This window comes from Paenibacillus oceani, assembly GCF_014705615.1.
GTDB lineage: Bacteria > Bacillota > Bacilli > Paenibacillales > NBRC-103111 > Paenibacillus_AB > Paenibacillus_AB oceani.
Genome location: NZ_JACXJA010000007.1, coordinates 263648 through 288228 on the forward strand (window position 1 = coordinate 263648; position 24581 = coordinate 288228).

18 protein-coding genes are annotated in these 24581 nt (G+C 56.0%); 11 read left to right on the forward strand and 7 right to left on the reverse strand.

Annotation, left to right across the window (positions count from 1 at the left end; all coding sequences use genetic code 11):
* Positions 1–28 precede the first annotated feature (28 nt).
* From IDH45_RS08110 to IDH45_RS08125, 4 genes are read left to right on the forward strand one after another with little or no spacing between them, the layout of a single operon-like run.
* On the forward strand, positions 29–2041 hold the full coding sequence (locus IDH45_RS08110) for a YIP1 family protein (RefSeq protein WP_223836481.1): 2013 nt from the start codon (positions 29–31) through the stop codon (positions 2039–2041).
* Positions 2034–4262, forward strand: coding sequence for a DUF5696 domain-containing protein (locus tag IDH45_RS08115; RefSeq protein ID WP_190926373.1), 2229 nt, complete (start codon positions 2034–2036; stop codon positions 4260–4262). Before IDH45_RS08110 ends, IDH45_RS08115 begins: the two co-directional genes overlap by 8 nt.
* Positions 4263–5159: a carbohydrate ABC transporter permease gene (locus IDH45_RS08120; protein WP_190926375.1), complete on the forward strand. Its 897-nt coding sequence runs from the start codon at positions 4263–4265 to the stop codon at positions 5157–5159. It abuts the gene before it with no gap.
* Positions 5156–6139 carry a carbohydrate ABC transporter permease gene (locus tag IDH45_RS08125; RefSeq protein ID WP_190926376.1) on the forward strand — a complete coding sequence of 328 codons (984 nt, stop codon included), beginning with the start codon at positions 5156–5158 and terminating at the stop codon, positions 6137–6139. The genes IDH45_RS08120 and IDH45_RS08125 overlap by 4 nt, the downstream gene beginning before the upstream one ends.
* Before the next feature lie 246 nt (positions 6140–6385).
* On the opposite strand, the gene IDH45_RS08130 is transcribed toward IDH45_RS08125, so the two are convergent.
* On the reverse strand, positions 6386–7156 hold the full coding sequence (locus tag IDH45_RS08130) for an IclR family transcriptional regulator (protein ID WP_190926378.1): 771 nt from the start codon (positions 7154–7156) through the stop codon (positions 6386–6388).
* Between the two features lie 397 nt (positions 7157–7553).
* Here IDH45_RS08130 and IDH45_RS08135 point away from each other — a divergent pair, with 397 nt between their 5' ends.
* The 3 genes from IDH45_RS08135 to IDH45_RS08145 all read left to right on the forward strand — a co-directional run bounded on the left by IDH45_RS08135 (position 7554) and on the right by IDH45_RS08145 (position 10234).
* Entirely contained in the window at positions 7554–7754 is a 201-nt protein-coding gene (locus IDH45_RS08135) for a cold-shock protein (RefSeq protein ID WP_190926380.1), read from the forward strand.
* A 100-nt stretch (positions 7755–7854) separates the two neighbouring features.
* A complete protein-coding gene (locus IDH45_RS08140; protein WP_190926382.1) occupies positions 7855–8073 on the forward strand; it encodes a cold-inducible protein YdjO-related protein in 219 nt (72 codons plus the stop codon).
* Positions 8074–8293: 220 nt separating this feature from the next.
* Positions 8294–10234, forward strand: coding sequence for a DUF2334 domain-containing protein (locus IDH45_RS08145; protein WP_190926384.1), 1941 nt, complete (start codon positions 8294–8296; stop codon positions 10232–10234).
* Between the two features lie 59 nt (positions 10235–10293).
* Here the strand turns inward: IDH45_RS08145 and IDH45_RS08150 are convergent, their stop codons facing one another.
* The 3 genes from IDH45_RS08150 to IDH45_RS08160 all read right to left on the reverse strand — a co-directional run bounded on the left by IDH45_RS08150 (position 10294) and on the right by IDH45_RS08160 (position 12781).
* Positions 10294–10965 carry a TetR/AcrR family transcriptional regulator gene (locus IDH45_RS08150; RefSeq protein WP_190926385.1) on the reverse strand — a complete coding sequence of 224 codons (672 nt, stop codon included), beginning with the start codon at positions 10963–10965 and terminating at the stop codon, positions 10294–10296.
* Positions 10966–11030: 65 nt separating this feature from the next.
* Positions 11031–12056 (reverse strand): ABC transporter permease, encoded by a 1026-nt coding sequence (locus IDH45_RS08155; RefSeq protein ID WP_190926387.1) that lies wholly within the window; start codon positions 12054–12056, stop codon positions 11031–11033.
* Positions 12053–12781 carry an ABC transporter ATP-binding protein gene (locus IDH45_RS08160; protein WP_190926388.1) on the reverse strand — a complete coding sequence of 243 codons (729 nt, stop codon included), beginning with the start codon at positions 12779–12781 and terminating at the stop codon, positions 12053–12055. Before IDH45_RS08160 ends, IDH45_RS08155 begins: the two co-directional genes overlap by 4 nt.
* 423 nt (positions 12782–13204) lie before the next feature.
* Between IDH45_RS08160 and IDH45_RS08165 the strand changes: the two genes are divergently transcribed.
* Positions 13205–14539, forward strand: coding sequence for an ABC transporter substrate-binding protein (locus IDH45_RS08165; RefSeq protein ID WP_190926390.1), 1335 nt, complete (start codon positions 13205–13207; stop codon positions 14537–14539).
* A 34-nt stretch (positions 14540–14573) separates the two neighbouring features.
* Positions 14574–14714 (forward strand): hypothetical protein, encoded by a 141-nt coding sequence (locus IDH45_RS08170; protein ID WP_190926391.1) that lies wholly within the window; start codon positions 14574–14576, stop codon positions 14712–14714.
* Here the strand turns inward: IDH45_RS08170 and IDH45_RS08175 are convergent.
* Complete coding sequence (locus IDH45_RS08175) at positions 14701–15939, reverse strand: serpin family protein (RefSeq protein ID WP_190926393.1); 1239 nt, start codon at positions 15937–15939, stop codon at positions 14701–14703. The two genes, IDH45_RS08170 and IDH45_RS08175, sit on opposite strands and share 14 nt — an antisense overlap.
* A 234-nt stretch (positions 15940–16173) precedes the next feature.
* On the opposite strand from IDH45_RS08175, the gene IDH45_RS08180 reads away from it, so the two are divergent.
* Positions 16174–17949, forward strand: coding sequence for an ATP-binding cassette domain-containing protein (locus IDH45_RS08180; protein ID WP_190926395.1), 1776 nt, complete (start codon positions 16174–16176; stop codon positions 17947–17949).
* Between the two features lie 99 nt (positions 17950–18048).
* Here IDH45_RS08180 and IDH45_RS08185 read toward each other — a convergent pair whose 3' ends face one another.
* Positions 18049–20517, reverse strand: coding sequence for a glycosyl hydrolase family 28-related protein (locus IDH45_RS08185; protein ID WP_223836460.1), 2469 nt, complete (start codon positions 20515–20517; stop codon positions 18049–18051).
* 93 nt (positions 20518–20610) lie between these two features.
* Complete coding sequence (locus IDH45_RS08190; protein ID WP_190926396.1) at positions 20611–22005, reverse strand: ABC transporter substrate-binding protein; 1395 nt, start codon at positions 22003–22005, stop codon at positions 20611–20613.
* Positions 22006–22296: 291 nt separating this feature from the next.
* On the opposite strand from IDH45_RS08190, the gene IDH45_RS08195 reads away from it, so the two are divergent.
* A complete protein-coding gene (locus IDH45_RS08195; protein ID WP_190926398.1) occupies positions 22297–24528 on the forward strand; it encodes a helix-turn-helix domain-containing protein in 2232 nt (743 codons plus the stop codon).
* Positions 24529–24581: the final 53 nt, after the last annotated feature.

The window sequence follows — 24581 nt, forward strand, 5'->3', positions numbered from 1 at the left end:
ATCCGGTGGGAGGATAACCACTGTGACTATGCTCACCGTCCTATGTCTGCTCGGCTTGCTGGTCCCGCAGGCGGCATGGGCCAAGCTGCCCTACAGCACGTATTATGTCGATCCGGTCAACGGCGAGATGAATCAGATTCAGCCTTTATATGTACCGGACCGCATTATCGACGGGAACCTGATGAAGAAGCCGTTCTCGGCGCCAAGCGACCTGTTCATAGCGGACAACGACCATGTCTACATCGCCGACACGGGGAACGATCGCATCGTCGAGCTCGGTCCGTCCGGACAATTCATCCGTTCGATCGGCGAGGAGGAGGGGCCGGGCAAGCTGAGCCGTCCGGAGGGCGTGTTCGTCGCTGCAGACGGTATGATCTACGCGGCCAATACCGCCGGGGAGACGATTGTGAAGTATGCGCCGGACGGCAGCCTGTTGAAGGTGTTCGCCAAGCCGGACTCCAGCGTGCTGGGGAAAGACTACTTTTTTATTCCGACCAAACTGGTCGTGGATAACCGCGGGTTTCTGTATGTCGTCATTAAAGACACCTATCAGGGCTTGCTGCGGATGAATCCGGAAGGCGAGTTTACCGGGTTTTTCGGGGCGAACAAAGCGAAGCTGAGCTGGATGGACCGGCTGAAGCGGACGGTGCTCAATCAGGTGCAGTTGGCTCAGGAGGTCGCGAAGCGCCCGGACTCGATCGCAAACGTCACCTTGTCCGAAGACGGCTTTTTGTTCACGACGACCGCAACCGCACTTAACGACGGGCAGATCAAAAAGCTGAACGCCGGAGGCTCCGACGCGTTCAAAAACAAAGAGTTCGGGGAAACGCGGCTGGTCGATATGACCGTGGACGGCCACGGCTTTTTGTACGGGATGAACCGGCAGTTTAATGAAATCTCGATCTACGACCCGATGGGCGGCGTGTTGTTTTATTTCAGCGAGGGCGACAAAAACGCCCGGCAGATCGGGGTAACGAGCTTTGCCAGCAGTATCGCAATCAATGGACGAAACGAAATATGGCTGGCCGACAGCCGCTCCAATCTGATTCACGTCTTTAAGCGAACGAGCTTCGGCGACGCTTTTATGACAGCGGCCCATCATTACTACGAGGGCGATTATGTCAAAAGCAAGGCGTACTGGGAAGAAGTCGTCCGTCAGAACGGGATGCTTAACATCTCGTTTAACGGATTGGGCAAAATCGCCCTGCACGAGAAACGGTATGACGACGCGCTGTATTATTTCAAGCAATCGTACGACCCCGAAGGATATTCGGACGCCTTCTGGAATTTGCGGTACGAATGGATTCAGGACCACTTCTTCATAGCGGCTCTGGCAACGGCTGCCGGGATCGGAGCGCTCGTTTTTCTCGGGAGGAAGGGAAGGGCGTTCGTCCGCAGCCGGACATGGCCCCGGGGGTTGGAGCGTTATGCGGCCGAGCTTAAGGATGCGATTTATTTGATTTTCCATCCGTATGAAGGGTTTTACCGGTTGAAGGACCGGCAAATTTCCTGGTTCGTGCTGCTGCTGATCGGCTTTCTTGCCGTCGGGGTCCATCTGCTGTCCATATTCGGCTCCGGTTTTATCGCGTATCCGTTCGATCTCGGCAGCTATAACCTGAAATGGTCTTTGGGCCTGCTCCTGGTGCCGTGGGCGACGTGGGTAATTGCGAACTACCTGGTCAGCTCCGTGAAGGGCGGGGAAGGGCGGTTTCGTGAAGTGCTGCAGGCCAGCACCTATGCGATCGTTCCTTATATGGTGATGCAGATTCCGGCGATTGCGCTCTCCAACGTCGCTGTGCTCGAAGAATGGATATTGATCGACCTGATTCATCAGCTCATGTGGATCTGGATCGTACTGCTGCTGTTCGTTATGACCCAGGTCATTCATAATTTCGACTTTACCGAAGCGATCAAAAATGCAGGCATCACCGTATTTACGATCGGGGTTATGTGGGTGTTTGCGGTCATCATGACCGGGCTCGGTATGAACCTGTACGATTTTCTGGAACAGATCTACCGGGAGGTGACGTTTCATGGTTAGACGGCTATGGCCTGTGCATCCGAAAAGGCGCATCCAACTGATCGCGGCAACTGCGGCGGTTCTGGCGATCGTATTGCTGTGGGCGTTCAACCGGGATACGCTGCCGAAGCTGGAGGCGATGAATATCGAAGTTCCTGCCGCCGCCAGGCTGTCCGTGGCGCAAGGAGAGGATTGGAAGCCGGCGGCGGTCGATCCGGAAGGCTACGCGACGGTGGCAGCGAACAGCCGATTCTCGCTGCGGCTCGATCCGAAGACGAGTCAGATCGCCATGCTGAATAAATCAAACGGCTACTTGTGGCGAAGCAATCCGCCGGCCGGCCAACTTGCCGGGGAGACGGTAAAGGGGACGCTGCTGGAAAATATGCAGTCTCCCTATATTCTCGAATACACGTCGGGAACGGAGACGAAACGTTCGGTCACGAATGCGCTCGATCCGAAAATGACGACCCGGTACACCCGAATCGGAACGGACGGCATTCAGGTAACCTATACCCACACTGAGCTGCACATCTCTTTCGTGCTGCAGTACCGGATAACCGACAGCGGGTTCGAAGTGTCCGTCCCCAGCTCGGGAATTGCCGAAACGGGAGAAGCCCGATTGTTTGCGCTTAATGTGCTGCCTTTTTTCGGAGCCGTTTCGAAGGCGGAAGAGACCGGTTATTTATTCGTTCCGGACGGTCCCGGGGGGCTCGTCTACTATGACCGCAAGCGGCCGGCGATCGGAACCGTCTACGAGTTCCCGATCTACGGGGAAGACCCGTCGCATCTGAAAGAGCGGGAGAGGAAGACGCCGCGCGAGCAGATCGGCTTTCCGGTATTCGGCCTGAAGCGCGGACCACAAGCGTTCGCCGCGATCGTTAAGGAGGGGCAATATACCGCCTCGGTCAAAGCGGTCCTGCCCGGCAACATCTCGAGCTACAATACGGTGAGCGCCAACTTCAGCTACAGGCAGGAGTACGGGCGCAAAGTGAGCGGGATTACGAAGGATGTCGTCGGCACGATTCAAAAAAACCGGAATGAGGACGACCGGCGCGTGGAATACCGGCTGTTGTCCGGCGATGCCGCAAGCTACGTCGGGATGGCGCAGGCGTACCGCGCATATTTGAAGGAAGGGGGCGCGCTCGCCGCCGAGCTGAAACCGGTCGATCAAGTCCCGATGCAGCTGTCGTTTATAGGCGGAGCGACGAAGCCCCGATTCGGCGGCAGCCGATACGAGACGGCGACCACGTTCGCACAAGCGGAGAGCATGGTGAACGAACTGATGCGGCTGGGTGCGGGCAACATCCGCGTGACGTATCAGGGCTGGCAGCATAGCGGATACGCCCGGTCCGATCAACGCTTCCCCGTCGTGCCGGAGATTGGAGGAACCGAGGGAGCCGGGCGATTCGTCCAGGCCATGCACGATAAAGGCATCCAGGTGCTGTTCGAGGATTATATGTCGTGGAAACAACCGGATTACAGCCGCTTCCAAGTCAAGTCGGACGGCATCCGCGGGATCGATACGGCCGTCTTGCAAGACCGCGATGGCCGATTCATCGTTGATCCGGTGAAAGCTGTTCGCGGGCAAAAAGACGTCGTCGACCGGTTGAAGGAGCTCGGCGCGGACGGTATCCATTACGTCGAAGGCCCCGGCGATCAAGTGTTCAGCGACTACAATCCTTCCTCTCCCCTGGCGAGAAAGGATACCTCCTACTATTACCGGGAACTGCTTGATTATGTCCGTAACCGGCTGGGGACGGTCGGAGTGGTCCGGGGCAATGACTATTCGCTCGGACACGTCAGCTTTATCGAAGAGCTGCCGTTCAGCTCCAGCTACGACCTGATGATCGACGAGACGGTGCCTTTTTACCCGATGGCGCTCCATGGGTCGGTGGAATATACGTCGGCGGCCGGTAATTTGCGGGACGTGTATGACGAGCAGCTGCTGAAAGCGATCGAATACGGTGCCGTTCCGTATTTCAGGCTGACCTACTCGGAAAGCCGTGTCTTGAAGGACACCGATTACAGCCATATCTACAGCGGGGAATATGCAGTCTGGAAAGACCGGATCATCGAGGAGTACCGGAAGTTCAATCAGCTCGCTGCCGTCTACCATCAACCGATGACCGGTCACGAGCGGGTCTCGGAAGGGGTCTACAAGACGACCTATGCGGACGGAACGAGCGTGACCGTCAACTATAATACGAAACGATTCGACGTAACGAAAGGAGGAGGAGCCTAGATGGTCAGCAAGACGGAACGGCGCCTGGGATACATCAAGCTTCTCCTGAAAGACTACGCCATCGGTTATCTCTTCATGCTGCCGTGGCTGGTCGGTTTTGCATGGTTCGTCGCGTTTCCGGTCGGCTGGTCGCTCTACAACAGCTTCAATAAAGTAACGCCGTCCAGCGGCAGCTTCAAGTACGAATGGGTGGGTCTCGACAATTACAAGCGAATGCTGGTGACGGATAACGCTTATCCGATCGTCCTGTTCTCGTTGTTTCAGGAGATGCTGATGATCATTCCGCTCATCCTGATCTTTTCGTTTTTCGTATCGCTGCTGCTGAATCAGAAGTTTCCCGGCCGGGGGCTGATGCGGGCGATCTTTTTTCTCCCGGTCTTATTTGCGACAGGGCAAGTGCTGCTGGAGCTGTTCGCGCAAGGCGCGGGGGAGATGCCGTTTCTCGAGCAGTACAACGTGGCTGCGATCGTCAAGCAGTATTTCAGCGAACGGACGGCGGCTACCGTGATGAATGTGCTGAGCCGGGCGGTCATTATATTATGGTACTCGGGCGTGCAGATCCTCATCTTCTTGGCCGGTTTCCAGACGATATCCAGATCGATCTATGAAGCGATTCGGGTAGACGGCGCTTCCCCGTGGGAAAGCTTCTGGAAGATTACGTTTCCCGGCATGCTGCCCTTTATCGGGTTAAACGCCGTATTTACGATCGTTGATCTGTTCACGTTCCCGTTTAATCCCGTGCTACAAATTGTCAAAAACAATATGTTCTCCCCGACCACGGGGTACGGATATGCGAGCGCTCAGGCGTGGTTGTATTTCTTGCTCATCCTGATCCTGCTTGGCGTGACCGTGGGGCTGACGTATCGGGCGACGAAAGGAAGGGGCGAGCTGCGATGAGGTTGACGGAGCGATACCGGCAAGTGAGGCTGGAGGCGGTGAGATTCACGGAGAGCCGCCGGGCGCAGCGGGTAGGCAAGCTGCTGCTCGGTCCAAACGTGAATGACGGATACGTGGCAAAAACGGTGATCATCGTCTTGTTGTCGGTCATCGCCTTCCTTTACTTGAAACCGATTATTTACATGGTCTCCACCAGCGTGAAAAGTTTGGAAGACTTGATTGATCCCGTAGTCGGACTGATTCCCAGGAGCGTGCACAGCCAAAACTATATCGATGCGTGGAAAGGGCTCCGCTACCCGGAAGCGTTTACTAACACGTTTATTATCGCTTTTTTCGGTTCCTTGTTCCAGGTGTTCTCCTGCGCTCTTACCGGGTATGCGCTGGCCCGCCTCCGGTTTCCGGGGAAATCGCTGTTTTTCGTCTTGATTTTAATTACGTTTCTCGTTCCGCCGGAAATTACGATCATCCCGCTGTATATGATTTTCAACAAGCTCGGCTGGCTGAACACGCCGCTCGTGTTTCTCGTGCCGGCTATACTGGGTCAAGGGATGCGCGGGGCATTGTTCATTATCATCTTCCGGCAGTTTTTCCTGTCCCAGCCGAAAGCGCTGGAGGAAGCGGCCAAGATGGACGGGGCATCCGTGTTCCGGTTGTTTTTCCGGATCATGATGCCGCTCGCCGGCTCCGCCTGCCTTGTCGTGTTTCTGTTCTCGTTCGTCTGGTATTGGAATATGCATTTCGAGCCGTCGATGTTTCTCAGCAAAGACTTCATTCCGCTGTCGCTGCGCCTGAACGAGCTGTCGACCGAGCTGCTCGGGAACAAGTCGCTGAGCTTAAGCGTAGCCGTCGGAAAAGATCCGGTCTCGGAAGGGCCCAAGATGGCCGCCGCGTTTCTGATTATTTTGCCGCCGCTGCTCGTGTATTTCATCGCACAGCGCTGGTTTACGGAAGGAATCGAGCGTACGGGGCTGGTCGAATAGGACGGCACGGCGCGTTGCGTCAAAAAGGGGGGCTCAACTCAACAGTCAGGCCGCGATGATTCGGGCCCCGCTTAGAACCGGTTGACTGGAGAAAAAGGACCTCGGCCTCCACATTACAGTGGAAGTTGAGGTCCTTGTCCTTTCGACCGGGAAATGGGGATGTTCCCTGACATGCGAGCATTCCCGGGACCGCCCCGAAGCGGAGCGGGTGAGGGCAGCCAAACGGAGTCGCCCCCTCCGCGCCTGTTAATTTTGGCGGTATACCTTGTTGCTAAGCTCCTCGCACGAGCGTCTGATCCAATCGTGCACGTTCCCCCACACCTCGCCGGTAATGCGCACGACCGGGATAGAGATGCTGATCGAGGCGACCGCACGGTCGTCCATATCCTTGACCGCCCCGGCGACACAGTGTACGCCGTCGACCGTCTCGCCCATGTTGTAGCCGAATTCCTGCTTGCGGACCTTGTCCAGCTCCTTGAGCAAGTCCGAGAAGGAGGAGATCGTCTTGCCCGTCACTTTCTCCAATTCGTCGGTCGGGTACAAGGCGCGCAGTTCCTCCGCCGACAGATCGGCCAGCAAAATTTTGCCCGACGCGGTGGCATGCAGGGGCAGCGTTACGCCGAGACTCGGATTAAACCGGAGCGAATGCGTGCTTACCTTTTCTCCGATATATAAAAGCTGATTGCCGGTTCTTATCGATAAACTGACCGTCTCGTTCAGATTGTTGATAATCTTCTCGGCGATGTAGTTGAATTCTCCGGTTAAGCTGGCGTTGCGCATATAGCCGGAACGAATCGCAAACAATTTGTAGCCGATGCGAAACTGCTTGCCGGACCGGTCTGTCTCCAAATATCCGCGGCTGAGCATGTTTTGCAAAATCAGATACGTGCTGCTGGAAGGCATGTTCAGATTTTTGGATATTTCCGTCAAATTGTACGAATCTTTCTCTCCGGTGAACAATTCGAAAATATCCAGGACGCGATCGGCAGATTTAACTTTTGGCGCTTGTTGTTCCATTGGATTCACCCTCCATAGAAAAGATTTCATAAATATGAAATCTATAATGATTCTATCGTATTTGCTTCAAATTGTCGACATCATTATTTGGCCGTTGCAGGCAGGCCCGGGCCTATTCGGAAACCGGGGGCTGTCCGCGAAAAGCAGACAGGCCGGTGCATCGTATGGATTGACAACTTACTGGTAAATGTAGTATAGTGGGATATGGAAATGGAATTTTTTGAAATTCGCATATCGATAAATGTTATCATCCGTCGTTATGGTACCTTTATCAATATGTGAATTTTTTTCGTTGCAGATGTTCCTGAACGTTCAATCGCTTCTGCTTTGAACCGGATTCCAGGCTTCTGTCGTAAAAAACAGAACATGTTAGTTTATTCAGAAAGGAGCGATTTCCATGCAAACAGGAACAGTAAAGTGGTTCAACTCTGAAAAAGGGTACGGCTTTATTGAAGTAGAAGGCGGAAATGACGTTTTCGTTCATTTCAGCGCCATCGTCGGTGACGGTTACAAGTCGCTGGACGAAGGTCAACAAGTTCAATTCAATGTGGTACAAGGCAACCGCGGACCGCAAGCTGAGAACGTTGTGAAGCTGTAACACCGGACAAGAGTAGTAAAAGCTGCCCTGCCTCGTTGTATGGGCGGCTTTTTTTCATACAGAAAGGGTCCACTACAATCGGAAGGGGTACGTGAGAGAGATGAACAAACGCAGACGGTTTACGGAAGAGCTGCCGCTCGAGGAAACGGAAATCTGGTCCTGTACGAAAGAAGCTTGCAACGGATGGATGAGAGACGACTTTGCTTTCGAGAGCACGCCCACTTGCCGCCTTTGTTTGTCGCCGATGACTCGCGCTTTAAAGATGATCCCTGTGGTGTCGAACTCAAACGGAAACCTGAAACCGTTTAAAGCGGAATAGAACCATAACGATCGATCACGAGGTCCGGCCGGACATTCGCGTTACCCGAAAATCCTTTTCTTCCTTGTATCGGACGAAGAGGATTTTTTTGATGATTTATGTAAGCGGTTTAAGCTATAATACAACCATACTGCGTGCTGTTCGTTTTGTTTATGGATAGAAATTGGAGTTATACCGGTTTCCATGGGGGATTTTGTTCAAGCATCTGGAGGGACCAACTGTGAAACGTTCGTTGACCGCGCTTCGACCCCGCTCGCGTATTCTGATAGCCGCTGCGGTCGTATTCGTTATGTTGTACATGCTGCACCTGGAGTCCGCCGTAGGCAACGACAACAGGCCGAAGCAGATCATGATCCGGCTTGAGGACGTCGGTCCGGGAGGACAGTACGAAGGTGCGGAACAGCTCGGCAAGCTGCGGGCCGTGTTTACTTTATTGAAGGAACGGGACATTCCCTATCAGATTGCGGTCATCCCGCGCTGGAAAAACGTCTTGAAAGACGGTACGGTATACGACGTGTCGATCGACCAGACGGATAACGAATACGCGCGGTGGTTTGCGGCTCTGCTGCACAATGCGGCAAGATCGGGCGCTGTGATCGGGATGCACGGGTATACGCATCAGGTTGGCGATACGGTCCGTCCGGACGGATACCAGGAGTCGGGAATCGGCGACGAGTTCTACGTCCCCGACGTCGCAGAGACGTTAACGACGCAGTTCGCCTCCCGAAGAGTAGAGGAGGGTGCGGAGACTCTCCGCCGTGCCGGCTTGTTCCCTTACTTTTGGGAAGCTCCCCATTACCGGACGCTTCCCGAGCAGGACGCCGTGTTTCGCAATTATTTCGGGCTTCATTTTCAAGCCGACGTTCATCAGAATGCCAACACGTTATATACGCAATACAAGACGGAGCGAAACGAAGGTTACGGCTCGTCCTCCCTTGGCGCGATCTACGTGCCGACACCGTTCTCTTATATTCCTTATAACCGGGATTCCGACATCATCATGAACCAGCTGGACCAATCGGATAAGCTGCCCTCTTTTTTTTATCATCCTTTTCTCGAGTTTGGTCATTTGCTTCCGGTTACTGACGAGCTGGGGGAGCCGGTCCTTCAGGACGGCCTGCCGCTGTACCGTTATCCGGCATCGGATAAGAGCAATCTGCAAAAGCTGCTGAGCCGTCTTAGGGATAAAGGCTACAGCTTCGTCCCGATTACGGACTACATCCCGTTCGTTCCGGCGCACAGCGTCCAGGTCGGCACGGGGATGGAGGGGGCGGTGTCGGCCGCGGATGTGACGGGAGACGGCCAGGCGGATGTCGTCGTCTGGGACCGTAAGAACGGGCAAGTGACCGTTAAGAGCGGCGAGTTCCGGGGACTGCGGAACGAAAGCTCCGGTGCGCCGAAAGTATGGTGCCGGCTGCCCTATACGAAAGGGGACGCCTGGACGCTTCTGGACGAAAACGGCGACGGAAAAGCCGACTTATGGGTGATGCGCACGGACGGCACCCTGGAGTCGTACCGTTCCCGCGGAGACAGCTTCGTGCCGGGCCGTTCCTGGAAAACGGGCAAGCCGGGATGGAGCTCGATGTATGCCCTGAAACGAAACGGCGGCGAATGGATAATCGCGGGCGAGACGGCGGATAACAATCAGCTGGAGAGCTTCTCGTTCAACAAAGGCGAGCTGCAGCCGCTGGCTCCCCGTCCCTGGGACCGGAGACTTCCCGTACGGCTGGTCGCCGGCGACCTGGACGGAGACGGCAACGAATCGCTGCTGATCCCGTTCCCTCATTCCTCGAGATGGATCGAGCTGAGTCCCGACGAGACGTCCCGGAAATGGAAACGCCGCGTGCTGCAGCTCGATATCCCGACCGGAGAGGACGGCACGGTGAAGATCGGGGATTTTAACGGGGACGGGAAGACGGATATTTTGTTCTGGAACCGGGAGGAGAAAACGTTCGCCGTATACCGGCAGACCGGTCCGCTGCAATTCGAGCTGTCCTCGCGAATGGGGCCTTGGGGGCATTCGGACGGGGAACTGCTCGTCTGCGATATGAACGGGGACGGACGCCAGGACGTCGCGGAGCTGGACGACGGGCAGCCGTACATCGATATGGCGCTGTCGTTCCAGACCAAGAAGCCGCCGGTTCCTGTCAAGGCGCCATAACATACAAAAGCTTCGGCCAGGGAAGGGAATTCCGCTTCCTTGCGCCGAAGCTTTTTTCGTTAACCGGGACGTTCCGAAGTGGATAACCCGTACAAAATAAACTGGATGGTGTGCTCGATCTCCTGCTCGTCCTCCCATTCCAGATGGGGCAGCAGCATATAGCGCATCGCCAAAAATCCGAGGATGGCCGAACCTGTCAATCGCAGCGCGGTCTTGGACGGAATCGGGACGATTTGCCCGTTCGCTTGAAACTTTTCGATGATCGGCGTCAATCGTCCGAGCACTTGTCCAGCGACAGCATCGAGAAATTGTTCCTTCAGCTCGGGATGGAACGGAATCTCCTGGAGCAATATTTTGACGACCGGCAAATGCTTTTTGACGAACTCGATGCGGTTCACGATTACGGCACGCAGAAATTGTTCGTAGGAAGCATAGTCGGCGTCAAGCACTTTCGTAAAATCGCGAAGCACGAACGGGGCCAGCAGCTTGGTCATCATCGGTGCCACGATGCTTAGCAGCAGTTCTTTTTTCGTCTTGTAATGCCGGAAGATCGTACCTTCGGCGACAGCCGCTTTTTGGGCGATTTCGCTCGTGGAGGAAGCCGCATACCCTTTCTCGGCAAATACTTCGATGGCAGCCGATAAGATTCGCAGCTGCTTTTCCGTTTTTTTCTCATCCTCGTCGTAAAACTTCAACTGCTCCTGCAGCCATAACTCCATTTGGTCCGACATAGGGCGCGGGCCTCCTCCCGGTGCGATATAGGGGACAAGTAATTCCTTGCGGATTTCGGGACCAATCAGATCCGCCGGTGTTTTTTCAGCGCCAGCACGTTCAAGAACATGATCACGGCCGAGAAGGCGAGCAGCACGTAGACGTCAGCCGCAATATCGGACCACCCCTGGCCCCGGACCATAATGTTCCGCAGCGCATCAGCTCCGTAGGTAAGCGGCATGCACTTGCCCAGCCAGCGCAGCCAGACGGACATCGTGTCCATATTAAACAAACCGGAGAAAAACACTTGCGGAACGATAACCAGCGGTATAAATTGTATCATCTGAAACTCGTTGCTGGCAAATGCCGACAAAAACGTGCCGAGCGCCAAAGCGGTAACCGCGAGCAGCAGCGTAACGAGCAGCACGTACCAGAACGAGCCGGCCATCATCATGCCCAGCACGTGGATCGCATACCAGGCGATCAGGGCGGACTGAATCATCGTAAACAGGCCGAATCCTAAAATGTAACCGGCCACGATCTCCCAGCGCCGGATCGGAGTGGCGAGCAGCCGTTCCAAAGTCCCGCCCGTCCTTTCGCGCAAAAACGATACGCCGGATATAAGGAAGACGAAAAAAAAGACGAAAAACCCGATAAGCACAGGGCCGAAATGATCAAAAGCCGCCATCTCCGCCGATCCGTGCAAATAAGTGACGGCAGGCTTGGGAGCGTCCGCTGCCGGATTCAGGTCCTGGAGCACGTTTTGGAGCAGCAGAAGCACCGCTCGGTTGGCCGTCGGGTCGCTGCCTTCCAGCTTCACGACAGGTGCCGAGCCTTGCAGGGTGACGATGGCATCGATTCGCGCGTCCGCCAAAGCCGTCTCCGCTTCTTCCGGAGTATAGCGGTAGATGTCCACGCTGTGCTGCTCCAGTTTCTGAACGAGCGGCTCGGGCAGCCCGCCGACCGAAAGGGCAGGTCGGAACGTATCGCCGTTAAAGACGAGCGACATCAAAGTAAGTACGAGCATCGGCGCGACAATCATAAGCGCGAGCGTCCGTTTGTCATGCCAAAACTGGCGCAAAATCCGGATGACCAGTGCGCGGATTCTCATGAGGCGGCACCTCCGAAATGCAAAAATGCTTGTTCCAGCGTAGCGGAACCGGTATCCTTCTTGAGCGCTTCGGGTGTACCTGCGGCGATAAGCGTGCCGTCGCGAATCATCCCGAGCTGCCCGCACCGTTCGGCTTCGTCCATCACGTGGGTGGTGACGACGATCGTCGTGCCGGAACGGCTTAACTGCTCCAGCTCGCTCCATATCGATTGGCGCAGGACGGGATCGATGCCGACCGTCGGTTCGTCCAGGATAAGCACTGGCGGCTGGTGGAGCAGCGCGACGGCCAGCGACAGCCTTCGTTTCATCCCGCCGGAATAACGGGCGACCTGTTGCTTCATATGAGCGCCGAGATTGACCAGTTCCATAACCTCCTGCATGCGGCGCTTTTTATCGGCTCCGCCGAGACCGTACAAAGCGCAGAAAAATTCGAGATTTTCCTGTGCGGTTAATTCCGCATACAGCGCATCGGATTGACCCATGTACCCGATCTGCTGCATATGCGACAGTTTGGGCATGCGTTCGCCCAGCACATACACGTCGCCGCTTGTCGCCTCGTCGATTCCGGCGATCATTTTCACAAGCGTCGTTTTGCCGGAGCCGGATGGTCCCAGCAATCCGAATATGTCCGAGCGGCCCACTTGAAGCGAAATCTCCTTGATCACTTCCTTGCTTCCGAATGTTCGGCAGACCTGATCGAGCCGAATACAAGTCGCACTTTGCATAAATAATCGCCCTCCTCACGAAAGTGAGTAATCACTCATTTTTAGTATAAAGCGGACTTCGGCTATTGTAAATAAAAAAGGCGAGGGGGTGAAAAATGGCTGCGAAATAATTTAAGAATACGCATTCTTTATGATTGAAAAGTAACCGCATACATGATATATTGAAACCGAGAAATCGATTTCTATTAAATCGGGGTCAAAAAAAGGAGGTATATGGAAAGTACGGTTTTACTGGATAATCGAGCGTCATAATGCGGATCTTGCTCCGATTAGGCAGGGCCATCGGGCATCGGGCAAGCAGTGGCAATAGGTAAAACATACGTATAAGTTAATAGCGAATCCGTACAGCTTATAAGCAGGCTCGACACATGGAAGGATAAGAACGGAACCATTGGGAAGCATCTACTAAAGGGAGGGTTCAGCATGTCTGTTAAACGCGCTTTGGTCGCTTCGACCGTAATGGCTGCGATGCTGCTTGCAACCGCTTGCGGAGGCGGCGGAAAATCGGCCAGCCAAACAGAGAATGGAGAGAAAGGCCAGCCGTCCGCACCGGATATTACGAAGACGCCTGCGGAACTTAATTTTTTCACGATGGCCGGAGATACGGATGAAGTATTTAACGAAAGGTTCGGCAATTCGATCCGCAAAAAATTTCCTAATTATAAAATCAATTATATCCGCGCCCAAAAAGGGAGCACTTTGCCGGAGCTGCTGGCAGCGGGGACGACGATCGATATTTATTACGATTCGATCGGCAATTTCAGCGAAGGGCTGCTGGTCAACAGGCTGGAGTACGATCTTTCCGAGCTGATCAAGAAAAATTCGGTCGATCTGAACCGGTTCGAGCCGACGGTCGTCGATGCGATGAAGCAAATATCCGGCGGCAAAATGTACGGATTGCCTGTGTACATGAACAATCTGGCTTTATTTTATAACAAGGCGGTATTCGATAAGTTCGGGGTGCCGTATCCGAAGGACGGCATGACGTGGGACGAGACGCTGGAGATCGCCCGCAAGCTGAACCGGACCGACGGCGATAAGCAATATATCGGACTGGCCGTATCGGGCTCGCATATGCTCCGGATGAATCAGTTCTCGCTTCCGTATGTCGATATGCAAACCGACAAGCCGACGATCCAAAACGAGAAGTGGAGACGGTTGTACCAGGCGACGATAATCGATCCGGCCCAGGATGCCGGTTATAAAGCGAAAATTACCGAATTGAAAAATGCGCTGCCGTATCGCGACGCGCTGACGAAGGACCAGTATCTCGGCATGTTCGTCTTTTTGTCTCAAATGCCGTTTACCGTGCCGGAGATGAAAACGATGAACTGGGAAATGGTCTCCCTGCCTACCTTCAAGGAGCTTCCGAACGTCGGCTCGCAGTCGTATCCTTCGTACTTCACGGTCACTTCGCTGTCCAAATCGAAAGAGGCGGCGATGGAAGTGCTGAAATACCTGATCTCCGACGAGTATCAGATGGAGATTTCACGCAAAGGAACGATGCCCGTTCTTAAAAACGAAGCCGTCCAGAAAGCGTATGCCCAGGATACGGAGTATAAGGATAAAAACTTTGCTTCCGTGTTTTATAACAAATTCGCTCCCATATCGAACAAATCGATCTATGACGTAGCGGTCGAAAAGACGTATACGAAAGATATCGGTCTAATCGCGAAGGGCGAGATCGATATTAACACGGCATTCCGCAACGCCGAAGAGGCGGCGGTTAAAGCGATCGCCGAGGCGAAGAACAAGTAATGCGGCGGTTCGCTTGGAACGGATGAACGGAGCAATGGATGAACAGATGACGGGACAGCAGGCCGCAGCCTGCTGTCCCGTCTGCGTGTGCGAAGAGAGAAGGGCGGGTGCAACCGAGCCGATTCCCGCTATCCGATCCGGGAATTCCCGGATCGATCCGCCTACGGATTCGTAATCGTTCCGAGGAACAGCCAGGAGCCGGTGTGACTGTCCTCGATGGCGAAGAAAAAGGGACGGTTCACGACCATGTCGACCGGCTTGGAAGGCGGGGCCGAGCCTGCCATCATGGCGCCGGTAGCGGCGGCGGCTTCGGTGCCTTCTTCGTTTACGTCCAGATACGTCTTGTGCGTAACGCCGCTAATGTAAAGAGGATGAACGTCGGCCATTTTACGGAAATCCGCCCGGCCCGGATCAAAAGCTAGGGACATGCCGATACCGGTTAGCGCGTCTTTCAGCTGCGCTGTATACTCCACCTTGAACTTGGGGAGACGGAGATCGACCCGGACGGGTTCGAACGTCTGCCTGCAGGGGAGACAATCGGACCACAGCTGGCGGTTTAATTCGTCCAGGGAGGACGTCTCCTTCGGCAGGACGAGCAGCATATTCATCCGTCCGTCGCCGTAGGGAAGCTTGACGGCTTGCCAAGCTTCGTGTTCGGAGTAGGCATAGGTGCGGGTTTGCCGCATCATGGGCACTTTTTTGACGGCACCGTCCGGCAGCGTGAAGTTATCGTCTTGAGTATCGCCCTTCTTGAACGGGTCCGTCCAGGACGCGTTGAAGTAGACCGCATTCAGCAGCACCGCTGCGCTATCGGCGGGGAGCCGTTCCTCGAGCAGCTTGCGGATTTTGCCTTCCGTCCGCTTCGACACCCAGCTGTTGATAACGTCCGTCGTCTTCGGGGAGGCGAAATCTGCAGAGCGGACCTCCGCTTGATAATAATCTTTGACGGTCTGAAGATAAGGCTTATGGAAGACCGTATGTGCAGCGGTCCATACGGAATTCGCGATCGTTAGCTTGACGCCGCCCCCGGATGCGGTCAGCAGCTCCGTCATCCTGCGGTTCGCCTCGTTTAACTCGTTCTCACTCATTCCGTCCCAGCCTAGCGCAGCCGCGATTTCCTTCGCCGTCTCCCCGGAGCTTCCCGTATAGGCCAGAGCAAGCGCGGCCGATACGCTTGCCGGCGAGATTACGACATTTTCCCCTTTTCCGGCATCGCTCATCTGCTGGTGCAGCTTAAGTCCGAATGAGCGGCTCGCTTCGGCGATTCGCGGATCGATCGCGGCCGCGGCCGCTTTTCGTTCATCCGCCGACCACTTCGGTCCGGAAGGCCCGGCGCCTGCACAGGCTGTCAGCAGGAGTAGCAGAGCACCCGCCGCAGCAGTCCTTTGGTTCATCTTCATAACCCGTCCCCCCAAAAAAAATCTCCCCAAAATGTATCTCATCCTAGTCCAGACGAGTTCAAGACGCCGAAGGTTGCGCCTCCGGACGACAATTGTGCCGGACAGCAAGTCCAATCAGAGAGGAGCGATTGATTAGAACCGTTTTATCCGGATGCGCTTCCAATTTTGAAACGGTATAATACATAAGCTCCGCAAGAGAAGACCATCTGAATAGGAGGGGCCGCCGTTAATCGGATGATCCGTTGTTTTCTCCAAGCTGCTTCCATTCTTTATCAGGTAGAGAAGCGGCCGGTAGTCGTACTCGCCGCTGCCATGCTGACCATCGTCCCGGTATTGCCGGCTGAGCTATGGCTGATGAAAGAGTTGATAAATCGTATCCAAGGCTGGAACCCCTCCCTAAGTAGTTACCCGATCCTAACCGCTGCCGCCTGGCTGGCCGCTCTGATGCTGGTGAACAATATCGGGCTGGGCGTACCGATCCCCATGGCGCTAACCCGGATTAACGAGATCGGAGCGCTGGAGCACCAGCGGCTGGTGCTTGAGAAAACGTCCCGCCTTCCTCTCCAATCCGTAGAAGCTCCTTCCGTCAAAGATATCCGGGAGCGGGCCTTGCTGGTTTCCCTGCACGAGGTCTACAGTACGGGCCTTCAATGGATACAGCAGCTGATCCAGGCCGCCCTGCTCGTCTCGATCCTGCTCGCCTTCGGGCAATGGATTCCTCTTGCTGCCGTAATCGGCGCTACGGTCTTGCTGTCAATCGTTACCGGCAAGTCGGTGCGTTCCCTCGAGAAGCTGTCCCGTAGCCAGACGCCGGATCAGAGATTGATGGATCATTATGCGGGGCTGATGACCGGAAAAGAGGCGGCGAAGGAGATCCGGCTGTTCGGTCATGCGCCTGAGCTGGAGAAACGCTGGCGCGGCCTGTATGAGCGGCAATCCCGGGACAGACGGACCGCCGTCCGCGTCTCCGAATTGCGCAAGCTGGGGCCGGAGCTTCTGCTCGCTCTGCTGTCGGGACTGCTGCTGGCGTTGCTGGTGCTGCTGCCGGGAGCGCGGACGTTTACCGCAGGAGACTTTGCGGTATTGTTCATGACGATGTCGATGCTGCTCGCGAAGCTGCCGGACATCGTTCGGACCGGAGGTTCCTTCCAGAAACTATATATGAGGTGGGAAGACTTCCGGACTTATCTGGAGCTGGAGGAGGACGCCTCGGAGGAAAACGCGGGGAGGGCGGAAGCGTGCGGCAGGAGCGCAGCCGGCGGAGGATTGCGGTTATCCGATGTTTCGTTCCGTTATCCCGGGGTGGACCGCAAAGCGCTGGATGGAATCCGGATGACGATACCGCCGGGCTGCCGGGCCGCGCTCGTCGGCGAGAACGGCTCCGGCAAATCGACGCTGGTGAAGCTGCTCGCCGGGTTTTATCAGCCGTCGGAAGGTGGTATCGATTGGGGCGGTTTACCAGCCAGCGGGCTGGAGTTGGACCGGGAGCCGGAGAGAGCGCGGAACGTGAAGCTGGCCGCCGTCTTTCAAGACTTCTCGCAGCTGCATGTGCGGCTTCGAGAAAATGTCGCGCTCGGTCAACTGGCGGAGCTGCATAACGATCCGGCGATCGAAGCGGCGCTCCGGTCCGCCGGATACCGAAAAAGCGGACTGGACACGCAGCTTGGCACCGCGTTTGGCGGAATCGAGCCTTCCGGGGGCGAATGGCAAAAAATCGCCACAGCCCGGGCGCTGATGCGCGACGCGGATTTCGTCTTTTTCGACGAACCGACGGCCGCGCTTGATCCGCAAGCGGAGCGGGAGGCGTTCGAGCTGTTTATGAAAGTGACCGAAGGCAAGTCGGCGCTGCTCGTCACCCACCGGCTCGGAGCGGCGAAGCAGGCGGACCTCGTGTTCGTCCTCAGGCAAGGCAAGCTGGTGGAGCAAGGGACGCACGAGGAGCTGATGCGGATGAACGGCGAGTACAGCCGGATGTACCGGACGCAGGCGTCCTGGTATAGCGGGGATTAGGCGGCAAGAGTATTTGTTCCATAAAGAAACTCCGGCCGAAGCCGGAGTTTGCGCCACCTTCTAGAATGATCGTGCGGAGCGACCGTTTCAGCGCACCCGTTACCGTTTCAGCAGCGTGATCGAAAATAAGGTGCTGCCTTGGTTAACGGCTGTTCCTGACGGGTTGAGAAGACGGAGGGACACCGTTCCTTTTGCCGCTACATAGGCGGATGCCACGAGCTTTTGCAGCGCGACATTGGTACCGACCGTTACGGCATCGCCGTCTACCGCCTCCGGATGGGCGATGTTGACGGTTGCTTCTCCGCCTCCTCCGGCGATTGACGGAACGTTCCACGTATAGTCGACAGAGAGCAGTTGGCGGTCGTTATAGCGGTTCGTATCGTCCGCGAAATAAGCGTTGCTCAGGCCGTTCGGGTCGGAGCCGTTTCCGTAAACAGTCGGGAAGGGGATATCGTAAAAGCGGTTGCCGATCAGCACCGGCTTTGCCGCCGTTCCGGCGTAGGCCGTCGTCCAGGCCCACCGCCAAGTAATGCCGACCCCGCTTTTGCCCGCGATGTTGTTATTGCACAGCCGGATGTTCATATAACCTTCGCTTGTCGTCAGCGGCAAGTTTTTGGCCGGATCGCAGTAAAACATCACGCCATTATGGCGAATGCTACACCCGCGCACCTCCAGTCCGTCGATGGAATTGATTTCAAGGATGTTGGACGAGGCAATGGTAGGGTGAACGTTGATCCGGTCCAGAACGGAGTTATGGAATTTCAAGACGCGGGCGTGAAAGGAACGGATGCCGTCGAACGTAATATTGCTCCATTCGCAGTTTTGCAGAACGTGCGACAGCGAGTCGATTCCAAAATGAATGACGGAAGCGTCCGCCTTCAGGACGAGATCCCGGAAAGAGCAGTTGACCAGGGAAGCCGGATAATAAACCGCTCCGTCCGTATGCGTAAACGTTTTGATCCGGTTGCCGGCGTTAAACAGGTGACGGGCATTCATATCGGGCGGAATAATAATTTTGACGCACGACTGCTGCGCGGCCGATCCGGCCGGGATCTCCAGCGTCGAGCGGCGGAACGTGAGATGAACCGCCTGCGGCAAATAAGAATGCTCGTAGTAGCGCCACTGATTGACTCCCCCGAACACGACATTTTCCTTGGAGTCGTAATGGCCGTCATACGTCCAGCCTGCGGAGTTCGGCACGAGCGCCGGATCGTCGGCATTGGCCCGGTAAGCGACGTATTTTTTTCCGCTCTGGAAGACGACCGGCAGCTTGGATACGATATGGCAGCCGTCGACCAGAACGTGCCGCACCCGGTTAAAGACGAACCCGTTCACCGTTCCATGGAAGTAGCTGTCCCTCACCTGCAAATGTTCGCTATAGTCGAATTCGTCGCTGCTCCGCAGCCAGATAGCGGTAATGTAACCGCGGACGTCCGCCCGTTCGACGCTGATATGTTTGCTGCCGTAGCCGACGTTAATGCCGCGGGCTCCGATCGTACCGTCGCTGACCACTTGAATGTCGGACACGCTGCACTTGATGCCGTGCTTGTACTCGTAGCCCATCGTATTCGTTTTGCCGACGCGGATGCGGCGGTCGTGAATCGCATAGCTCCAAAAAATAAACACGCCGTATGTAATGTTCGCGTTGTCGTCGATCCGGACGTTCTCCCAGCTTCCTTCAGAGCAATAAAACGTCCGGATGACGTTGCCCGCCGAAGGAAGCGGTCCGGCGGAAGGGCTGGCAAACGTAAAGTGAAGGTTGGCGTTGCGGAAGCCGTCGACCTTCCGCATCGTAATGACGGTGCCCGTATTCCGGGTCAGGCACAGCTCCAGATCGGAGATGCCGACGTTGCTGAGACGATAGTCGTCGCCGCCGTATTGCGCAGGGTCGAACGTATCCATGTCCGCGTAATAAGGCAGGTTGCTCGGATTCGTTCCGCCGAACCCTCCGCGGCTGTCCCAGACATGGATACAGCTGTCGCCCGTTCCGGGGGACTGAAACAGCAGCCGGGTATGGCCGGTGCCGCACAGAAAGACGTTGCTCCGCTGGATCGAGACATGGCTTCCCTGGACGACATACGTTCCGTCCGGGATTACTACGGTGCCGCCGCCCGCGTCGTAGGTGGCGTCGATCGCGCTTTGCAGCGCCGCCGTATCGTCGGTAACGCCATCGCCTTTGGCGCCGAACCACTTGGCGTTCAGAACGTCTTCGTACGAACGCTTGAACCTCGCGCCGGCGGCGGATACGAGCACCGTCCCCGTATTATCCGCAGATGTCGTATCGGCGGGGTCGTAATAGTAGTGGCCTTCCTGGCCCGGGTCCGTTACATAATACGCCGTATCCGCGTCCGGCAGCGTCATCGTGCGCAAGCCGGATACCGTCGTCGCAACGACGCAAACGCCTGTAGCCTCTGTCAGGCCGTAAACCGATGAAGTAACGGAACTTTGCGCAAATGTTCGCGTAGCGAGGCTGGTCTGGACGAGGCCGCCTGCGGTCAACGCGGCGCCGGCAAGGCCGGCGGCTGCCAGCAGCTGTCTGCGGCTTAATTGTTTCGGATCGGAAGTCATAAACGGTCACTCCATTTCCCCATGGTTATTGTCAGACTGCGGGACCGCGCGGGCTCCGCAGCCGTCGTGCCTGAATCCGTCTTGCGCCGCCGGCTACTTGTTGGCGGATTCCAATTCCGCGATTTTTTGATTGGTCCGCTCCTCGGCTTCCCGGATCGCCGAATTGTAATCTTTGCCTCCGGCCATCAGCTCGGTGAACGCCTTGTTCAGCTCCGCGACGCCGTAGCCGTTATATTTGGACATGTACGCGGGCGGCGCGAACGTTTCCGGCAGGAACGCCTGCAGATTTTTCCCTTTATATTCGGGCGCATCCTGGGCGAACGCTTGCCGGATCTCTTTGTTTCTCAGCACGGTCAGGATGCCGCTGCGCGACTTCTGCAGCTGGAATTCGTCCGACGCCAGAAAGGCGAGAGCCTGAAACGCCTCCTCCTTGTGCGCGCTCGTGCTCGTCAAGTAGAAGAACAGCGGCCACGACTGCGGTCCGATGCCGGGCGCCTCTTTAAACGACGGGATTTTCGCGAAATCGTAATTGATCCCTTCGAACGACAAATCGTGAACGCCGGTACCGGACACCGGAAGCCACATGGCAAGCCGCTGCTCCTTGTGAAACAGCGTTCTCGTCTCGCCTCCCGCGAGCTGGGCGGGCGACAGCTGATTGCCGGGAATCTGGTAAAAGCGGAGCAGGTTGTGAACGTAGTCCCTCCACTTGCTGCTTGACAAATCGGCTTTTTGCGTCGTCGGCTTGATGAAGCCGAGCGAAAACGAATTGCGCAGCAGCGCATCGACCGGCGAGATGACGGTTCCGTAATACGATACGCCGCCTTCGCTCCGGGACAGCTTTTTCGTCATCTCGTACAGATCGTCCCACGTCATATTGTCCGTCGGATAGGCGACCCCGAACTTGTCGAACAAGTCCTTGTTGTAGACGATCGGCGAAGCGGCCCCGTTTACCGGCATCCCGTAGATGCCGCCCCCGGCGAGCTGCTTGGCGAGCGCGACCGTCGTCGGGTCGATGCGTTCCATATCAAAGCCATGCTTTTTGATGTAAGGCGTCATGTCGAATTGCAGCTTGTTATCTTCGATATTCCCGTAGAAGCCCGACAGCGCTACAATAACGACATCAAGCTGCGCTTTGGTCGTCAGCATCTCCTTGATCGGAGCGGCGCTTTTCGGCACGAACGAAATTTTCATATGCGGATATTTGTTCTGAATCGCATTGCCGTAGTCTTTCATGAATGATTCCGCTGACCAGCCGAACGTCGCATCCTTAAATACGAGCTCCACCGGCTCCGGCGGCTTGGGCGTTTCGGGACGAGTCCTGGTCTGCGGCGCTTCTCCGGAGCTTCCGCTTCGGCTCCCGCAGGAGGTCAGCAGCAGCGGCGCGATCATCAGGCTGGCCAGGACGACCGTTCCGCTTCGCGCCCGGCGGCGTTTCCGGCCCCTCGTATACTTGTCCTCCTGTTCCGGGTTATTGCTGGATCGTGACATGTTACGTACACCCCTTCGATTTGTTATGGCGACTGCATTCTTATTGTCTGATATTCCGGCCGGCGGGCCTATATTAAATTTTTAAGATTCATTACATTTGTTTGCGCAGCGGCATTACAGTTTTTCTGCGGAGTACGTTTTTTTGCGCGGCAGGGCGGGTGATTCGGCTTGGAGTGAGGGAGGGAGAACGGATGCGGCCCACTGTTTACAAGTCGTATACCGCATGTTACGATTCAAGTTACATAAGGGAGAGAACGGAACGGGAAGGCGACGTGGAATGGGGGCATTCGGATGAGAAAAGAGAGGGTACGCCGATTCAGCGCTTTATTCGAAAACGCTTACTTTCGGCGGTTGTTCGTATCGTATGCGGTGACAACCGCCCTGATCGCCTGCTTATGCGGCGCCGTCCTGTACGACAGGGCCGGAAGAGCCGCCCATGAGGAGCTGGAGCGGCAAAGCCGCAGCAAGCTGCTGGGCGTTCAGGAGCATCTGGAGAATACGTACCCGAACGTATTCAAAAACGCGTTCGTCAGCAATTTGCTGTCGGCGGTCGATAAGCCGGGGCGGGACGCGTTTTCCGTCTATTACGAAGAGTACGGACAAAATGTATATCAAATGTATCATTTGGCCGCTCACTTGAAAACGATCGTTTCCGGCCGGCCCGAAGCGGAGAACGTAACGGTTTATTTCAAAAATACGAATTTTATGGTCGACAAGCACGCCTTCTTCCCGAAGGAGGAGCATACGCCGGGCGCCGAACTGATCCAGCGGCTGCAAAAGGACGAAATCCCGACAAACCGCTGGCTGCAGCGCAACGTGTATTACGGCGAAGGGGTGTACGACCGGCTCATGACGTTCGTATATTCGTTTCCCGAACGGGCGAAGGGCGGCGAGATCCAAGGGTATATGCTGATCGACATTCGCGCCGACCGGTTCCGCGACATCCTCAGCGGGCTTGCCGGCGATTCCGGAGAGAAATTTGTGATGCTGAGCGTCAAGGACGGCTATATGACCGGCTCGGATCACGTTACGGAAACGGATTTCACTCGGGTGCTGAACGTCCGGGAACGGGGGGCAGGGAGCGGCGACAAAGGAGTGAGCCTGCTTCCGGCGTCCGAAGGGAACGGCGATTGGGCATATGCCTCGATCCGGCCGAAAGGGATGGTAGCTCCGGCTTCCGCCCAGATGCAGCGCAACGTCGTTTTCGTATGTCTGGGCGTGATCGCGTTAGGCGTGCTGATCGCTTATTATTTGTCGCTCAAATCGTATAAACCTGTGCAAACGATGCTGCTACGGCTGAAGGAACGCGACAACGGGCTGCTTCCGAATCAGCAGCGCAATGAATTTCTGGCGCTCGATCTCGTGCTGAACGGGCTGTACAGCACGATCCAGCAGCTGTCCCAGCAAGTGGACGGGAATATGCTGCACGCCTTGCTGAACGGCCGATTGTCCGAGGACGAGATGCCGAAGCAGGTGCCGGTCAAAGCCGGTTACGTCGTGGCGGCTGTCAGGATGGAGAACGGCGGCGCGCGCGAGCTCGTCCCGGCCCTTCAGAGCGGCAGTCCGATTACGCAGTTAGTCGCCGAGAAAGATGCGCATGAGATCACGATCCTGTATTTCAGCGATGAGACGGGGACCCTCCGGGAGCGCATCCGGGAGGAGCTGGAGCGCTTGCTGCCTTCACTTGCCGGGGATCGCGGTTATGCGGCCGGGATGGGCGGTCTGGTACAGACGCGCGAGGATATCGCCAAGTCGAACGAACAAGCGGCCAGCGCTTTGAAATACACGTTTCTGCTCGGGATGAACCGCGTGTTTGACTCCGAGGAACTCGGATTGCGCTGCGATATTCCTCAGATCGATTACGAGCCGTTCGAGCGCGCGCTTCGTGCGGGAAACAGCGAGGCGGCGAAGCAGTTTATCGCCGATTTTTTGGAGAAGATCGAGGGCCGGCCCGTCCCGCTGGAAACGGCGGAGCTTTCGCTTGCGCAGTTGACGATGATCATGTCCAAGGTAATGATCGATATCAATACGAAGGAACGTATCTTTCCCGACGTTTTGCCGTATCAGCGGGCGAGTCAGGGGACGTTTGCCGAAACGGTCGCCTTGATTTGCGAGCAGAGCATGCAGATTGCCGGTCATATCGGGCGGCATTTGCTGCCGCATGCGCAGCACGAAGTCATAGCCGGACTGATGCGGTATATCGATGCCCATCTGCACGAAGATATATCGCTGGACCAGCTGGCGGGAATGGCCGGGCTGTCGACCCAATATTTGTCCAGACAGTTCAAGGAGATCGCCGGGATTTCCTTTATCGAATATTTGACGAATGTGCGGATGGAGCGGGCCGGCGGACTTTTGCAGAACAGCCGCTCGTCCGTAACGGAGATCGCCTCCGCTGTCGGATACAGCAACGCTCAATATTTTTGTGCAAGGTTTAAAAGCAAGTTCGGCGTCACGCCGATGCAATACCGGAATTTATTCAAAGCAGAGGGTGACCGGACCGCGCATGCGGGACGCGGATAGACGGAGGGAGGGGGCCGGCGTCCGTCCGCTGTCCGGGATTTCGCTTCATCCAT

What these genes read in the sequence shown, in the direction of transcription:
- IDH45_RS08110 (WP_223836481.1), top strand. Translation starts at nt 29, where the DNA reads ATGCTCACCGTCCTATGTCTGCTCGGCTTGCTGGTCCCGCAGGCGGCA.
- IDH45_RS08115 (WP_190926373.1), top strand. Translation starts at nt 2,034, where the DNA reads ATGGTTAGACGGCTATGGCCTGTGCATCCGAAAAGGCGCATCCAACTG.
- IDH45_RS08120 (WP_190926375.1), top strand. Translation starts at nt 4,263, where the DNA reads ATGGTCAGCAAGACGGAACGGCGCCTGGGATACATCAAGCTTCTCCTG.
- IDH45_RS08125 (WP_190926376.1), top strand. Translation starts at nt 5,156, where the DNA reads ATGAGGTTGACGGAGCGATACCGGCAAGTGAGGCTGGAGGCGGTGAGA.
- IDH45_RS08130 (WP_190926378.1), bottom strand. Translation starts at nt 7,156, where the DNA reads ATGGAACAACAAGCGCCAAAAGTTAAATCTGCCGATCGCGTCCTGGAT.
- IDH45_RS08135 (WP_190926380.1), top strand. Translation starts at nt 7,554, where the DNA reads ATGCAAACAGGAACAGTAAAGTGGTTCAACTCTGAAAAAGGGTACGGC.
- IDH45_RS08140 (WP_190926382.1), top strand. Translation starts at nt 7,855, where the DNA reads ATGAACAAACGCAGACGGTTTACGGAAGAGCTGCCGCTCGAGGAAACG.
- IDH45_RS08150 (WP_190926385.1), bottom strand. Translation starts at nt 10,965, where the DNA reads ATGTCGGACCAAATGGAGTTATGGCTGCAGGAGCAGTTGAAGTTTTAC.
- IDH45_RS08155 (WP_190926387.1), bottom strand. Translation starts at nt 12,056, where the DNA reads ATGAGAATCCGCGCACTGGTCATCCGGATTTTGCGCCAGTTTTGGCAT.
- IDH45_RS08160 (WP_190926388.1), bottom strand. Translation starts at nt 12,781, where the DNA reads ATGCAAAGTGCGACTTGTATTCGGCTCGATCAGGTCTGCCGAACATTC.
- IDH45_RS08165 (WP_190926390.1), top strand. Translation starts at nt 13,205, where the DNA reads ATGTCTGTTAAACGCGCTTTGGTCGCTTCGACCGTAATGGCTGCGATG.
- IDH45_RS08170 (WP_190926391.1), top strand. Translation starts at nt 14,574, where the DNA reads ATGGATGAACAGATGACGGGACAGCAGGCCGCAGCCTGCTGTCCCGTC.
- IDH45_RS08175 (WP_190926393.1), bottom strand. Translation starts at nt 15,939, where the DNA reads ATGAAGATGAACCAAAGGACTGCTGCGGCGGGTGCTCTGCTACTCCTG.
- IDH45_RS08180 (WP_190926395.1), top strand. Translation starts at nt 16,174, where the DNA reads ATGATCCGTTGTTTTCTCCAAGCTGCTTCCATTCTTTATCAGGTAGAG.
- IDH45_RS08185 (WP_223836460.1), bottom strand. Translation starts at nt 20,517, where the DNA reads ATGACTTCCGATCCGAAACAATTAAGCCGCAGACAGCTGCTGGCAGCC.
- IDH45_RS08190 (WP_190926396.1), bottom strand. Translation starts at nt 22,005, where the DNA reads ATGTCACGATCCAGCAATAACCCGGAACAGGAGGACAAGTATACGAGG.
- IDH45_RS08195 (WP_190926398.1), top strand. Translation starts at nt 22,297, where the DNA reads ATGAGAAAAGAGAGGGTACGCCGATTCAGCGCTTTATTCGAAAACGCT.